This window comes from uncultured Microbacterium sp. (assembly GCF_964244775.1).
GTDB lineage: Bacteria > Actinomycetota > Actinomycetes > Actinomycetales > Microbacteriaceae > Microbacterium.
In genome coordinates, this window is the sequence record NZ_CAXTJR010000004.1 from 44,899 (window position 1) to 61,084 (window position 16,186).

The 16,186-nt window shown below is 70.8% G+C and carries 1 protein-coding gene (cut by a window edge); it reads right to left on the reverse strand.

Annotation, left to right across the window (positions count from 1 at the left end):
• Nucleotides 1-16,186, reverse strand: partial view of a hypothetical protein gene (locus tag ACFE6Z_RS09010; protein ID WP_375385399.1) — the 3' portion only. 16,064 nt of this gene lie beyond the right edge of the window; the window shows 16,186 of its 32,250 coding nt (coding positions 16,065-32,250); its start codon lies off the right edge, out of view — the gene reads right to left on this strand; its stop codon occupies nucleotides 1-3.

The window sequence follows — 16,186 nt, forward strand, 5'->3', positions numbered from 1 at the left end:
TCAGACCCGGCGACGGCGGCGAGCCACGAGCATCCCGCCCGCTGCGAGCAGCAGGATCGCGAAGGCGATGAGCATGGCCATCTCCGCCCCGCTCGATCCGGTCGCCGCAAGCGTGTCCCCCGAGGAGCCGTTGCCCGCGGGCTGGGCTCCGCCATTGTCCGGCACCGGCGGCGCGGGCGGGACGGGGGGATTCGGCGGAGTCGGCTCGAACGGTGTGAGGTTGATGTAGACGTTGCGGACGGGTGCGTGGTCGTAGAGGGGGTCGTCGCTGGAGATGACGTGACTCACGGTCTGCACCACCATGCCGGGGCCGACCTCGGCGGTGGGGGCGAGGGCGAAGATCGAGAAGGCGAGCGGCTCGACGGTCGGGATGAGCCGCACGATGACGGTCTTGGGTCCGGTCTGGCCCGCCTCGAAGATCAGGATCACCTGGTCGTGGAAGGTGAGTCCGCCGTCGATCGAGATCTCGGCGTACGGAGTGCCGCCACCGAATGCGCTCGAGATCGTGATGTAGACGCGTTCGGTCGGCGGGGTCGCCAGCGCGATGGTGTAGCTGTCGGTCTCCTTGACGCCGGGCACGAGCGTCGTGGAGCCGTCGGACTCGACCACGACCACGATGCCGGCGCCGTCCAGGCGCGGGGGCACGGCGATCACGAGGGGAAGCGCCGGCGCGAGGGTGTCGGTCTGCAGCCCCGTCGGTGTCGCGGGCACGAACGGGGCGGAGACGATGGTCGGAGCCCCGATGTTGTAGAGGTCGATGTCGAGCCCCGCACCGATGACCAGCCCCGTGCGCGCTACCGCGTTGATCTGGACCGCGATGTCGGTCACAGGCCCCGCGGCGCGCACCTCGACGGTGGAGAGGTCGGCCCCGCCATCCAATGACAGCAGGCCGTCGACGCGGTACGTGGCGTCCAGGAGCCGGACCGCAAGGATGCGGAACACGTCGTTGCCTGTCGTGGCCTCCACGCGCAGCTCGGCCGAATGCCCGTTGATGAGGAAGAGGTCATCGCCCGCCCCTCCGTACAGGACGGTCGGGAGAGAGACACCGGGGCTCTCGTAGCCGAACTCGGTCTGGAGCGTCGTGAACGCGTCGCCGGGCTGCACGTCGGGCTCGATCCGGGGCGTGGCGAAGAACTGCCCGACGACGAAGGTGTCGTCGCCGTCGCCGCCGTAGACGGTCGTCAGAGCGGAGTTGTCGTCGAAGACGAACACGTCGTCGCCGTCGTAGCCGTTGACGGTCAGGCGGGAGTTGATGCCTTCGTCGTAGACGATGCGCTCGACGGTGCCCGCCCCCGCGTCGACCGAGGCGACGATCGCCGGGCGCTTCGCGTCGGGCTGCTCGGCGATGGCGGCGATCGCACGGAACAGGAACACGTCCGCCGCATCCGTCCCGTCGATCGTGAGGTTGTTCTGCCCGCCCTGACGCACGCCACCGCCTCGGACGACGATGACGTAGTCGTGGCCGTCGGGATCGGGGTCGCCGGCGCCCCACGTCTGAATGGAGAAGGTGTTGTCGCCGCCCTGGCCGAACAGCACGAGGGCGTCGCGGACCTCGGTGCCGTCGAAATCGTCTCCCGGTGCGGCGATGTGCGTGCCGGTCATCGTCTGCAGGCGCGACACGAAGAACGAATCGTCGCCGTCATCGCCGGACGATATCGCGGACGCTCCTCCGTAGACGAGGGTGTGTCCGCCGAGGTACGTCTCGACGAAGACGAAGGTGTCGTCACCGCGGCCGCCGTAGATCTCGGTCGGGTGTCCGGTGAGGAGCCCGGTGATGTAGACGAAGTCGTCGCCGTCGCCGGTGCCGATCTCGACCGAGTCGAGCGCCACCACGATCCCGAGCAGAACGAGGACGTCGTCGCCCGCGTCGGAGAAGATGTGGATCGACCCACCGAGCACGAGCCCGGTGAAGAGGTACCCGTCGTCGCCGACGCCGCTGTCGATCACGATCGACTCGCCCGCGAGGACGGCGCCGCCGAAGAACAGGCCAGAGCCGCCGTCGGACGCCGAGGTCTGACCGAACGACGCGTGGATCGTGACGGTCGTGCCGGCGATGACCGTGTGAAGCGGCGCGACCACGTCCTGGCCGACGAGGAGGGTCACGTCGCCTCCGGCGAAGACGAGGCCGTCATCGACGATCGACTGAAGCCCGTCGATCGTCTCGCCGTCCGTGATCACGAACAGCGACTCGTCGACGCCGCCGGCGACGAAGGGCACGGTCAGGCGCACATCACCGGTGGACGCGGTGGCGCGCAGCACCGACAGCGATCCCGTCGCCTCTGCCACGAACACGCCCGTGGGCGGGACGGAGAGCACGGCCGGCGCGGGACTCGATTCCGCGAACAGCCGGCCGTCGACCGCGGTGTCGATCACGAGGTCGGCCGAGCGGTCAGGACTGTCGGCGCCGATGGTGCCCCCCACCGCGATGAGGTCGATGTCGTGCCCGATCACGCGTGTGGCGCCGTTCTCGACGTCGTCGAGGATGCCGCCGGAGCGGGTGCGCAGCGCGACATTCTCGTCGAGGCTGGCGGCCAATCCGACGTACAGGTCACCGGCGACCTGATCCAGAAGCACGTTGCCGGCGGCGAGGGCGATGACCCGCCCGCGTCCGGACAGCGACGAGCGGATCTCGAGGAAGTCGGGAGTCGCATCCGCCCCGCCGATGCGACCGCTCACGAGACCGGCGAGCAGGATGATCGTGCGGCCGCCGACGCGGAACGTTCCGTCGTCGATCAGCCCCGTGTCGAGGATGGATGCTGTCGCCTGATCGACCGCAGGGGTGACGTCGAGGCTGACGTCGTCGGTGGTGGAGGTGATCGTGCCGACCCGCAGGTCGCCGATTCTCTCGTGGTCGACGATGAAGCCGTTGGTGTACTCGGTGATCTCTCCGTCGCCGTCGCTCACGGAGTAGGGCTGCGTCGGAAAGCGCAGGCTGAACAGCGTCGCATCGACGTCCGAGGTGACCGTGAACGAGATGAGCGTCCGCAGCTCGGTGTGCAGGACGATGATGTCGTCGCCGGCGCTGAGATCGGGGAACGTGTACGCGGTGACCGGGGCGAACGAGTTGAGCGTTCCCCACGCGACGAGGACGGGGTCGCTGAAGCCGCCCCACGGCGCCGGGTCCGGGTGGAAGTAGGTGTGGTACTGGCCCGACGCACCCACCAGGGTCACGAGGTCGGGCGGGATGACGACGTTGACCTGCACGAGGTAGGAGACCATCGGCGGCACGTCAGAGCCCCGCAGCGAGTCGTGCACGACGATGTCGATGTCGCGGCCGGCGTGGATGGGCCCCAGGACCGGGCGGAAGGCGTCGGCGGCGTACGGCGAACCGACGGGCTGGCGCGCACTGTACGTGAGATCGAGCACGACATCGTCACGGGCATCGGCGACGAGCCCGACCGGTCGCGTCGGGTCGAGGTCGTCCACGATGAAGTCGCTCTGGACCAGCACGATCGGGATCGGCAGGCGGAACGAGAAGCCGAAGAACGTGAACTTCTGGCCGATGGTGCCTCGGTTGGCGTGCAGCTCGGCGATGTTGGTGCGCATGCTGCCGGTGCCGGTGGCGAGGATGTCGCCGTGCTCGTTGATGATGCGGGTGGTGCCGATCGGGTTGTCGATGTAGCCGTTGAGCGTGATGTCGGGCAGACCCGCGCCATCCCAGTTCGCGATGTCGACGAACGTCGGAGCGAAGATCGGCGTGCCGATCCGGAAGCGGAAAGCGGTGGAGATCTCGGCCTGGACGTCGACCGTCGCGCCGACGTGGTCGAGGTTGACGACGCTGATGCCGTTCACCCTCAGATCGCGGCTCGAGTAGTTGTGGATCCGCACCGCATCGAACGTGTTCTGGACCTGCAGGGTGCCCTGGTCGCCCGTGAGGGTTCCCGGAGGCGCCGAGCCGGACGTGTTGTTGATGAAGTACGTCGCCCGCCCGCCGCCGGTGTTCTCGATCGGGTCGACGATGATCGCCTGGCCGACAGGGACCACGTCGTTGAGGTTGTAGATCACATTGTTCGTGTCGCGCACGGTGACGCCGTACTTCTTGACGATCTTTCCGGCGGCATCCACGATCAGCGTGGGATCGGGCGCATGGAGCACCACGTCGGCGTTCCACTCGATCGTGCGGTAGCGGTAGTTGCCCTCGCCGCTGTCACTGCCGCCGAAGTCGATGAAGCCGCCGTCGGTGGAGGCGTCGTGGACGGTGTTGATGAGCTCGTGCACGGCGCGGACGAGCAGCGTGGCGGTGCGGATGCGGACCCCGGCCTGCGCGGTGACGCTCGAGGTCGCGTCGTACAGCATGTAGGCGTCGGCGTCACTGTCTCCGCCGAAGCAGCCGCATGATGCCCGGGCGTACGCCTTCACTTCGATACCGCGGTGCTGCGCGGTGATCGTGACCGTCTGCCAGCCGACGATCTTCGCGTGATCGTTGAGTTGGACGTGCACGAAGGAGTGCAGCCGCGCGTCGGACGAGGCATCCGAGTCTTCGAAGGCGCCGTCGCCGTTGGAGCGGTTCTCATCCAGCAGGTTGGAGGAGACGAACTCGGCGGTGAGCGTCACATTGTCAGCCTCGAGGTAGGCGCCACCGCCGACGGTGAGGCTCGTCTCGTGGTTGGTCGCGTCGAGGTGGCACTCGGTGTTGCCGCACTCCCCCGACGACGAGCTGCCGGCGAACGATCCACCCGACGCCGACGCACGCAGCTGGGCCAGCATGCCGCTGGTGGCGGCGGCCTCGATGTCGTTCCAGGCGATGATCGTGCCATCGAGGATCGTCTTGGCCGTGACGTCGATGCGTCCGAACGTCTCGGAGTCGACGCCGTGGCCGAAGCCGCCCGCCTGCGAACGGGCCGTCGCGTTCCCACTGGCGACCGTCTTCGGAGTGATGCGGACGCTGCCACCCGTTGAGCGGATGTCGGACCCGGCCTTGAGCCAGACGGTGGCGTTCGAGGTGGCACGCACTTCGGCGTGCGCGGCGCCGATCCCGACGAAGCCGAGACCCGCGGAGGAGCCGTCGGTGAAGGCCGCGGCGACGGAGGAGGAGGAGATGGAGATGTCGCCGCCCGCGGTGATGTGCACGCCCTCGTCGACGGTGAGCTCGAGGTTCGCCACGTAGTTCGTCGTCGGGTAGCCCTTGTCGGAGGCGATGAACCCGACGCCCTCGCCGTAGACCTTCGCCTCGCTGTAGACGCCGCCGTCCGGCAGGGTCGGGGTGAGGGGCTGCGAATGCAGCTGCTGCGAGCCCGTGCCGGTCGAGGTCAGATCGATCACGAGCTTGTGCGGCAGGTTGAAGGTGTTCGAGCCGAGGTCGACGACCGCAGGGACGAAGTGGCTCGTGCCGAAGCTGCCGTTGCCGGTGAGCGGGAGCACGCCGAGCGGGGCGAGGAAGCCGCTGAACAGTGAGACCTGGAACGACGTGGGGTTCGCGTCGTACACGTAGACGCGCTGGCCGTTCTGGATGCCGGCGACCGGCTGCTGGCCCGGCACGTAGAGGCCGTGCTGCACGCTCAGGCCGCCCGCCGAGAGGTCGGGGGCCAGCTCGCGCGCCTTCACCGCGATGGCGAAGCCGGGGTTGCCCGGGTCGGGGCAGGTGCCGACGGCCTCGCAGTACGTCGCGGCCAGCTGGATCTCGTTCGGGCCCACGACGATCACCCAGTAGTGCGTGTCATTGCTCAGGCCGTTCATGGCCGAGCCGTTGGCGCGGTACACGACCTCCTGGCCGGTCGTGAACGTGTGGGCGCGCAGCGCGATCCTGTTGTTGTCCTGCGTCACGTAGGCCGAGCCGGTGCCGCCGACGCGTTCGGGGGTGCCGTCGGCGCTCAGCACGATGTCGACGCGGTTGCTCGCGAAGGTCGCCTTGGCGTCGGGGGCGACGTACTGGAGCAGCTGACCGTCGGTGTAGCTGTTGGCGACGACGACCCTGCCGCCGATGATCGACAGGCCGGTGAAGTCGACAGGCGCCTGCGGCGTCGTGGAGTCGATGAGTTGGATGCGGAACTCGTCCAGCACGCGGACGATGTAGGTGCGACCGCTGACGAGCCCGGCGGCGGCGCCCCCTGCCAGGGGCGAGTAGATGACGCGCTGTCCGTCGGCGAAGTTGTGCGGCAGTGCGGTGAAGTCGCCTCCCACGGTGCGGCCGAACGTGATGATGTCGCTGTCGACATCGATGTGCTGGCCCTCGAAGGTCGACCCGAGCTGGATCGTGTCGGCGTCCACGACGATCACGTTGTAGCGGGCGCCGTCGGCGAGCCCGCCCACGGCGGTGTTGCCGTCGCCCTTGGAGTAGGCGACGCTGCCGCCGGTGTCGAGGTTGTGCGCGCCGTTCACGGTGATCGTCTCGTTGCCGCCGTCGACCCCGGTGACGGCGTCGAAAACGATGCCGGGCGGGATGACGGGAGTGGCGGAATTCTGGCGAGCATCGAGGGTGACGGTGCCGCCGGCGCCGATCGTGGTGTTCGGCACGATCCGCAGGCGCACCGTCGGGGTGGTGGTGGCGGTGGCGTGGTTGGTGCTGATCGACAGCGCGCCACCCGAGAACGTGCGGGCGTACGAGCGCGAGACCGGCTGCTCCTCGACACCGACCCAGACGTTGCCGCGTACGTAGATCGGTGCGCCGTTGCCCACCAGCGTCTCGGTCGTGGTGGCCACCGTCGCCCGCGCGCGGCCGGTCTCGATCGAGATCGTGCCGCCGGTGTAGTTGACCAGCGATGCGTCCGCCGCGTCGGTCGAGCTGGCCTTGACGGTGAGCGCGGCGGCACCGGCCGAGCCGGCGACGGCGCCCTGGATCGCGGCCTGCATGTGGGCGAAGGTCGATGCGTCGATCTGGGCGAGCGGCTCGGTGTTGGTGGCCGCCAGAAGCAGCCCGACGTTGATGCCGCCGCCCGCGGCGGTTGCGGCGTTGTGCGCGGTGGCGGTGACCGTCACCGCGGCATCCGGCGCATCTATCGTGGCGCCGGGGAGGATGCGGGCCTGCGTGAGGGCGGCGGAGGTGATGCGCGCCTCACCCGACGAGTGCGCGACCCCGATGAGCGAGAACGAGATCGCCCCCGACGTGGTGTTCGCCGTGCGGGTCGCGTCGGCATGAACCGTGACGGCGTTCCCGCCGAACTGCCGCGCGGAGGAGTCTGCCGTGACGGCGGAGGCGATCGTCGAGCTCGGGACCGTGACGCCCACGACGATCGCACCGCCGGAGGCCATGTCGGTCTCGGCCGTCGCGATGTCCGTCGCTGACGCGCCGACCTCGACCGCCCCGCTCGTGACGAGGAAGCCCGCGCCATAGCGAGCGGTCACGGCCGCGGCATCCGTGATCGCAGCCCTGACCGCGCTGCCGCTGATGCTGAGGAGTCCGATCGACAGGGCGGAGAGGTGGGTGGTGACCGTGGCTCCGCCGGCAGCGACCACGGCGACGGATCCGGAGCTGGTGACCGAGCCGTCGAACGCTGCGGTGACCGCAGCGCCGGTGACGGAGGTGGCGCCGAACAGTCCGGCATCCAGAAGTGCTCCCCCCGCGCTGTCGATGTCGGTCCGCACATGCGTGCCCGCACGGTTCTCGGCGCGCACCGACACGGCGCCGGACGCCGCGAGGCTGACTCCGCCGCCGACGATCGCCGTCGTGGCCGCGGAGTTCTCGATCGTCGCGGTCGCGATCGTGCCGCGGATCCCGGCGATCGAGAGTGAGAAGAGCTTCGCGGTCGCGTCGACCCCGTTCAGGGAGGAGGCGGCGACGGTGAACGACCCCGACGACGCGGGCCCCGAGTCGAACGCGGCCGAAGTGGCGGCGGAGACCGTCGCGACCGGCAGCAGACCGCCGATGGTGAAGGCGGAGACCTCGGTTTTCACCATCGTGGAGGTGGCGGTGTTGGCGGAGGTGGCGGTGACTGAGACGGCGCCGGGCGCGGCGTACACCTGTGCGGAGCCGGTGGCGACGATCGCACGGATCGCGGCGGCGTCGAGCACGAGCGCGTTCGCCCCGCCGATGCCGCCACTGATGAATCCGACCGAGACGTAGTCGACCTTCGTGGTCGCCGCGTTCGACCCGCTCGCATCGACGGTGAGTCCATTGCCGACCAGACCCGCGCGCAGCTCTGCGATCGTGCCGGCCCCGATGACAGCGCTCGGAAGCGTGACCCCGACGTTGAGGAGACCGACCGACGCCGCATCCGTGGTCGCATCCGCGGTGTTCGAGGCGTGCGCGCGGATCGTGGTGGCGCCGCTCGACCAGACGGATCCGAAGATGGAGGCGCGGGTCTGCGCGGATTCGCTCACCTCGGCATCGACGACGGATGCCGAGACGGTGAAGAGTCCGACGGTGGCGGCGCGGGACTGCGCGGCAGCCGCCGAACGACTGTCGGCGGTGGCCTCGATGGACCCGGAGCCACCCACGGTGCTGGACAGCTCGGCGGTCGTGGCTCCCTCGAGCAGCGCGCTGGCGACGTAGCTGCCGACAGCGACGAGTCCACCCGCGAATGCCTCGATCTTGGCGGTGGCGATGTTGCCGCCCGCGCCGTCGAGCAGTGTCACGGCGCGGACGGCGACGAGGCCGCGACTGAACACCGTGCCGGTCTCGATGAACGCCCGCACCGATGCCGAGGGGGCGACCTGCGCGTCGACGTTCACACCCTGGCCCGTGCCGAGGATGCCGATGCTCGCGACCAGCGCGTGGGCGGTGGCGCGGTTCTGCCCCTGGGCTTCGACGACGAGCGAACCGCTGTCGGCGACGTTGCCGCCGAAACGCGCCTCGGTCGCTCCGGTGACGTGCGCCTCGGGGTCCATCAGGAGCGCGGCGACGCCCGCGAAGCTGCCACCGATCATGTCGGCGTCGACGTGGTTGTGCGAAGTGGAGCGGAGCCCGATGCCCCCGCCGCTGGAAATCCACGCGCCGGGGGTCACCAGCGCGGTCGTCGCGCGCGAGATGTTCGAACGGGCGAAGGTGATGCCGACCGTCACCGCGCCGGCCTGTGCGTTGGCCGTCTCGGTTTCGACGGTGTTGGTCGCGTCGGCGACGATCGAGACGGCGCCGGCAACCCGGGCGGTACCGGAGTACTCCGTCGCGGTGCGACCGGACACCGTCGCGGTGGCGGCGGCGCCGTTGAGCGCGCCGGCGACGCCGAGGGCGACGGAGAACACCAGGACCGGCACGACGATCGTGGAGGTTGCGGCGATCGAGATCCCGCCGACGGGGGTGACGGATCCGAGGTCGGCCGCGCCGATGCGGGCGACTGTGTCGCCGGTGACGTCGGCGAAGGCCATCGCAGCCCCGCCGGTCGCGATCGCGAGCGTGATGCCGAACGCGGTAGGGGTGACCCGGCGGTCGGCGCCCGCGATGACCGCGATGGTGCCGCCCGCTGCGGGGATCGACGAGCCGTCGTCGATGTGCGCGCGCTGACGGGAGTCGGTGTTCAGCACGATGATCTGGCCGCCGATGGCGACGCCGGCCGCCTGCCCCGAGAACGCCCACGTCTCGCTGCGCTCGCGCGCCTGAGCCGAGACGGTCACGCCGCCACCCGCGCGGATCACCGCACCGGATTCGATGCCGGCATCCACGACCGTGTGGAGGTTCGCGACGATGAGCGAGAGCCCCACCGCGCCGATGCCGCCGCTGCCGGAACCGGCGAGCCCGAAGAAGCTGTCCCGCGCGACGCCGGTGACCGCGACATCCCCTCCGGCGACGAGGACTGCGCCCGCGCCGACCCGGCTGGTGGTGCCGCGGACCGCAGGGACCGCGAGACGGGAGGTGACCACGCCGGCACCGGGGCGGGCGCCGGCGACGCCGGCCTGGGCGCCGGAGAGTCCCTGCTGCTTGCGGTTCGCCGTGTTCGTGCCCGAGCTGTCCTGTGCGCCGCCGAGGATGGAGGCGTAGCCCGTGGATCCGTCGCCGGATGCGTACTGATCAGCCTGGTTCTGCGCGGTGCTGCCGCTGCCGGAGAGGCCGTCCTTCGCGCCGCCGCCGTCGTCGTACGAGCCGCTCGGGGCGACGCCGACGCTCCAGACCGATACCGAGCCGGCGACCCCGACGACGCCGGCTCCGAAGCTGAGGGCAAAAGTCTGGATGCTGCGGATCGAGATCGCCTGCACGCGGATGTCGTCGCTCGCCCAGACCTGGGCGCGATCGCCGATACCGGCCGCCACCGCCACGTCGAGGACGCCGATGTCGATGCCGCCGGCGACCCCGACGAATCCCACGCCGAGCCCGCCGCCGAGCGTGAAGGTGTCGGTGCGGTCTGCGGCCGAGACCGAGACGCCCTGTGCGCTGCCCGCGCCGGCACGAGCGGCGTTGACGACCGCATCGGCTTCGATGGTCGCAGTCGTGTCGCCGGTGAGCAACGTGACGTTGACGGCACCCGCGACACCGACGAATCCGCCGCCGGCGGCGATCGCCATCCCGAAGACGTCCTGCGAACTCGTGGCGACGACGGCCAGACCTCTCTGGGTGCCGACGGGGAAGGCGGAATCGGTTGCGGTGCCGAGCGGCACCCCGCTGATCGGCAGGCCGCCGGCGGCCCGGGCGTCGAGGATGTTGCCGGCCCCCACTGTTGCCCGGGTGCTCTTGGTGAGGACCACCATCGCGACCCCTGCGCCGCCGCCGACGAAGCCGACGCCGATGCCGCCCGACACCGTCGTCACCGAGGTCGCGTCATCGGCGCGCACCAGCACGTTGTTACCCGCATCGATGCGGACGCCCGCACCCGTGGTGGCCCAGGTGTGACTGTTCACCACGATCGCGGCGACGGCGACGCCGACTCCGGCCAGGCCCGCACCCGCCGATGCGGAGGCCGCCACGACCTCTTCGGTGCCACGGGCGCTGAGGGCGACATCTCCCGCCGCCCGCACGATCGCGCCGTCCTGGATCGTCGCGTCGACGGTGAGGTTCACGACATCCACCGCCGCGTTCACACCGATGCCGGCCATGCCGCCGCCGAGCGCCGCGGAGACCATCAGCTGGCGGAAGTCTCCGGAGGCTGCGACCGTCACGGACTGCCACGGCGCCGCGCCCGTGTTCACGTCGTTGACGCGCGCCGCACGGCCGATGAACGCATCGGTGTGGGCGGTGACGACGTTGACGTTGCCCGCCACCCCGACTCCGGCGGTCGCCGCGACGGCCGCGCTCGCACCCACGGCGAGGATCTCGTCGCTGTTGTTGGCGATCACCGCCACCCCGAACACCGCGCCGGGCGCCTGCGAGAGCACGCGCTTGCCGGTGATGCGGGCGGGGTCTCCCGGGGGCTGCATGCCCTGGCGCACGAAGCTGTGCGCCCGGCCGTGGGCGATCGAGGGGTCGAGGTCGATGGTGGTGACGCCACCGGTGGTGCAGCCGCTCGCCATCGGGTCGGCGTCGCACTTGGTCGCGGCGAGGCGGAAGCTGTGCGCACCGGTGACGATGACGTAATAGGTGCCACCGTCGACGAGCCCGCCGATCGGGGTGTCGCCGCCCGCGGTGTAGACCACGGCGTCGCCGGTCGCAAGCGGCGTAGGACCGTCGCTCGAGCTGCTCGAATCCGAGTCGCCCGCGGGGATGTCGTACGGGAGGTTCACGATGTTCGCGCCGCCGTCGACATCGGCGAGGGGCGTGAAGTACGGCGCCGGGCGCCCCGGCACCGTGGCCTCGTCGGTCGGATAGATGCGGTGCGACTGGCCGGGGCGGGCGGGCGAGGCGAGCGCGATCGCCGGGCCGCCCGAGGTGAGCGAGAGACGCAGGCGGGTCGGAGCGGAGGAATCGACGATCGCGTAATAGGTCGCGCCGGGGGCGAGACCGATGATCGACTGACCGCCGCCGTCGTCGTACGAGACGGCCTGACCGTTCTCGATGCCGTGGACGTAGCCGAGCTCGAGCTGATTGCCGCCGACGATCGCGGTCTGCGGGTTGAAGCGCGTGTCGATGTACGAGATCTGGAAGGCGCCCGCCGCGGCGAGCCCCGACCCGCCCCCGAGCGCGGTGACCCTCGACAGGTCGCCGATGAAGGCGGTGGTCGTCTTGTGGAGCACCGGAACCGCGGCGGTGAGTCCGACCGACGCGGTGCCGGAGGCGGCGACCGAGCCCGAGATGATGTCCATCGTGAGGATCTCGTTCGCCGCCACGCGGGCGCTCCCGCCGGCGACGATGACGGCACGGGATGCCGCGCACGCCGCCTCCGTCGCCGGCCCGGAGCAGACCTCCCCGACGAACGCCTTCGTCACGATCGTGTAGACCGAGACGGCGGCATTGGCCGAGACGGCCGCCGTACCGCCGACGCTCGCGCCGGCCGCGACACTCGTGACATCCTCGCCGGAAGTCGCGTCGATCGTGACATCGCCGCTGACCGCGACGAGTGCTTCGGGGGCGATCCACGCCTGGGTCGTCTTGTTCACGACCTCGACGTCGGCGCCGAGCCCGACGCCGGCGGTGCCGCCGATGGCCAGCTGCCCGGCGATGCCGCGGAGGATCGTGGTGTCGGTCGCGGCGAGGCGTGCACCCGCACTCCCGCCTGCGGCGACTCCGTCCAGTGTGACGCCGCGGTCGAGGTGGGCCTGGGTCGTGTTGTTCTGCACGCCGATGGTGGCCGCTCCCGCGATACCGGCCGTACCGCCCACGCCGCCGCCGACGGCGACGAGCCACTCGTCCTCACTCTGCGCGGCGGTCGCCGAGAAGCCCGTCCCGCCGCGCGCCCACAGCTCGGCCCGCTCGCCGACGCGCGCGTCGACGATGCCGGTGCGGACGAACACGACGGACGAGATGCCGATGCCGGCGGTGCTCGCGGCGCCGATCGCCCCCGCGAAGAGGGTCATCGTCATCGGGTCGGCGGCGGCGAGGGTGACCGCGCCGAGCGCCCGGACCGAGGTCGGCGACTGCGCGGTGCTGTCGATGTAGGCCCGGGTTCCGGCATCCGATCCCTGGTTCACGACTAGCACCACGAACGAGCCCGCGATGCCGGCGTCCGAGGCGGCCGCCCCGCCCGCGACGACCTCGGTGAACTTCTCGCCCGCGGTGGAGATCAGCCAGACGGACCCGCCGAGGTCGGCGTCGACGCCGAGGCCGATCCAGGCGCGGACGTCCTTGTTGTGCACTCCGACGATGAGGGCGAAGCCGATGCCGGCGCTACCGGTCGACAGGCCCAGCGCCCCCGCGACGTCCACGAAGGTGGTCTGATCGCCGGCGGTGAAGGAGAGGTCCTGCCCTGCGGGGTGTGCGACCCCCTGGTTGATGGAGGCGCCGTCGCCGATGCCGGCGTGCGTGATGCGGTCGATGACGTTGACGATGACCGACCCGCCGACGGCGACGTCGCCGTTGCCCGCGGCTGCGCCGAGGGCGACGCCGGTGAAGTCGCCGAGGCTGCCCAGCAGCGGGATCTCGGGGGCGGCGAGCGGGACGAGGGATGCCGTAGCCCGGCCGATGATCGCACCCCCGGCCGTGATCACGGTGGGCGCCGAGAAAGTCGACTCGATCACGGCGCGCGTCGTGGAGGTGCTGTACTGCACGACGATGCCGGCGCCGACGGCGTTGCCGTCGAGGGTGAGCGCTCCGGAGGCGGCGATCGCCGACATCCCCATCGGGTTGCTCGCATCCAGCGAGATGCCGCCGGTGACCCGCAGCGTCGTGCCGGCGCCGATGATGGCCTCGTTGGTGAGGAGCAGCACCTGAACGGCGACGGAGCCGGCGACGGAAGTGTCGCTCGTGCCGCCCGCCGCAGCGATCCCCCACGCCTGGAAGTCGTTGCGGGTTCCGGAGGGGGTGAGTCCGGTGACCGCGACGGAGCCCGCCGTGATGTCGGCGCCCGCGCCGACCGAGCCGCGGTCGGTGACCTTCACGACGTTGAGCGCGACAGCGGCGCCGATGTTCGAGCCGTTCTGGATCTTCGCGGCCGATCCGGTCGCCCGGGCGGTCGCATCCGTCTCGTTCGAGGCGAGGGCGGCGAACACCCCCGTGACGATCACGGTGAGGTCAGGAGCGAGCGTGGCGCTGCTGACCACAGTGACCCAGTTGACGCTGATGACCGCGGCGACGCCGACTCCGTCGCTGGACTGCCCGGACTGACCGCCGGCGGTGGTGTTGCCGGAGTCGACGTTGTCACTCGCGGACGGAAGCGTCGAGGAGCTGCTGCTGGTGGAGGGAGTGCCGTCGAGCTGGTGCTGCGCCTGCTGATCGGAGTCGCTCGCTCCGCCGGTCTTGGTGGGATCCGCTCCGCCCGCGCTCGCCGTGCCGATCGCGCTCGTATGCAATTCGTCTGCTGCCACCAGCCACAGCGAGGCGGCGGTGACGTTGCGGGCGACCCCGGCGCGCACGCCCACGTCGACCACATTGATGACGATGATCGCTCCGACGGCGTCCTGCCCCGCGGCATCCGCGTTTGCGGTGACCGAGACCGAACCGGCGTGAGTCGCCCGCACGATGACATCGCCGGTGGCGACGAAGGCGCGGGGTCCGGGCGTACCGATGCGGGCGAGGACGACGGGCAGCACGATGTTGATGCCCACGGCGGGAGCGATCGCGGTGCCGCCCTTCGCGCCGGCGGTGACCTCGCCCACGACCGTGTCGGTGTGGTCTGCGGTGACGGTGACGTTCGCGCCGCCCGCGACATCCGCGCCGTCTTCGATCTCTGCACGCGTGATGTCGGAGGCGACGACGTTGATCGCCACCGACGCCCCCACGCCGGTGGACGATCCGCCGCCCTTCGCATCGGCCTTCGCCTTGGCGGTGTCGGTGCGGAGGTTCTGGGCCGCGATGCGCACGTCGCCGGTGCCGAAGTCGACGACGGCCGACGACGGGATCCACGCCTCGGTGCGATCGGTGACGATGTTCAGCGCGAGCGCTCCGGCGACACCCACGTCTTCGGAGCCGGCGCCCGCGTTCGCGATCGCGGAGAAGTCATGGGTCGTGTCGGCGCCGACCGTCGTCTGCAGCGCGGCGGCGGTGAAGCCGTTGCCGGCGACGACTGTGTCATCGCCGACCCAGGCGCGGTTGGAGAGGAAGACGAGGTTCAGCGCGACCGCGACGCCGACCCCGGCATCCTTCTTCGCCAGCGCCGTGCCGTCAGCCTGCACGATGCCGTCGACCTGCGCAGATGAGGTCAGCCACACGTGGCCACCTGCGGTCAGCGCGAGACCGTCGGGCAGCCAGGCCTCGAAGCGCGTGTCGGCGATGTTCAGCGCGACCGCGCCGGCGACGGCGACGCCGCCGTCACTGGTCGAGGCCGAGGGGCTGCCGCTGTTGCGCACACCCGCGCCGCCCTGATCCTTGTTCGCGGTGTCGGCATATCCGCGCTGCTCGGCGACCTGACCGTCGACGCCGCCGGCCGGGGCGTCTCCGCTGCTCTTGCCCGGAGCGCCGCTGGCGGAGGCCTTCGCGGTCGCGCCGTTCAGCGACGAGCCCACCGCGCTGAGCGAGATCCAGCCGGCGGCGGTGATGCTGCGCAACGTCGTGGCCGTGACCGTGTCGAACGCGAAGTTGAGGGCGATCGCGACGCCGACCGCAGCATCCTTGCCCTCGCTCGCCACCGCACCGGCCGTGGTGTGCGCTGCGGTGTGCTGGATCGCCGCGATCAGCACATTGCGGGTGGCGACGATGGGCCCCGAGGCGAGAGAGCCGATGGATGCTGTCGTGGTGGCGTTGGAGAGCGTGATGGCGATGGCCGGGGTAACGGTGACGTCGCCGCCCTTGGCCCCCATGCTCGCCTCCGTCGTGGTGCGGCTGATCGTGGACGCGGCGATCTGGATGTCGCGGGCACCGGTGAGCGAGACCTCGTCGTCGAGTCCGGCGTGCGTGTCGACGGTGATGAAGGCGAGAGCGAAGGATGCCCCGACCCCGGCGTCGCCGGTCGCGACGACCCCCTCGCCCGCCGCGAGCGCCTTGACGGTCGAGTCGACGGCGACTCCTGCGGCGATGGTGGCGTCACCTCCGGTGAGGACCACGGTTCCGCGGACGGCCGCGAGCGTGTCGAACCATACGAGACCGAGAGCGACCGAGCCGGCCACCGACACCTTGCCGCCCCCCGCACCCGAGGAGGCGATGGCGCTGACCGTCGAGACGGCATCGGCGCCGTACTCGGTGATCTTCGCCGACACATCGAGGTCGTGCGCGGTGATCGTGACGGTCGCCGGAACGAGCGCGCGGTTCTGGACATCGACATACGTGATGGCGATGCCGACGCCGATCGCCGCGTCGCCGCCCTTGGACGCCGAGCCGTCGCCGCCCGAGGCCGCATCGGTGTTCTGCGACGAGGCG